Source organism: Paenibacillus sp. p3-SID1389 (assembly GCF_025151705.1).
GTDB classification, from domain to species: Bacteria; Bacillota; Bacilli; order Paenibacillales; family Paenibacillaceae; genus Fontibacillus; species Fontibacillus phoenicis.
Genome location: NZ_JALXVO010000129.1, coordinates 1 through 509, shown reverse-complemented (window position 1 = coordinate 509; position 509 = coordinate 1). Strand labels below are relative to the sequence as shown.

Sequence of the window (509 nt, the reverse complement as noted above, 5' to 3'; positions counted from 1 at the left end):
AACGAAAGGGAACCACCGCTTGGTTGAGGTATGGACGTCTACATGCTTGTTGATGAACTCCGCGAGATCGCGCCGGGTAGCCCATTGCTCGCCTCCTCTTTTATGCGGTATCAGTTGGATCTTCACTCGCTCGGGCTCACCAGACTCCGTGACCGTGCAGCCGGCGACGACTGCGGTGGCATAAGGTTGAGAAGCTGGATGAAAGCGGTTGGTGTCCGTCCCATACTGATCGCGGTTCACCTTTACCTCTCCAGAGAGCAGTTCCCGGGCATCACATTCACCGAGGGTATGGCGGATTTTGTGCAGCATGAGCCAAGCGGTCTTGTAGGTAACTTGGATTACCTGACTCAACCGCAGCGCCGAGATGCCGTCGGGAAGCAGAAACAGCTCCATGGCTTGGAACCACTTCACCAAAGGCAGATGGGTTCTTTCAAAAATGGTGCCGACCAAAGGCGAGGCTTGATAGCCGCATCTTCTGCACTCAAACAAAGGAAGTCGTCGGGAGGACA

At 55.2% G+C, this 509-nt stretch carries 1 pseudogene; it reads right to left on the bottom strand.

Annotated features, from left to right (window positions below):
* A pseudogene (locus M3G15_RS21420) lies at nt 1-509 on the bottom strand (transposase); the annotation flags it as partial.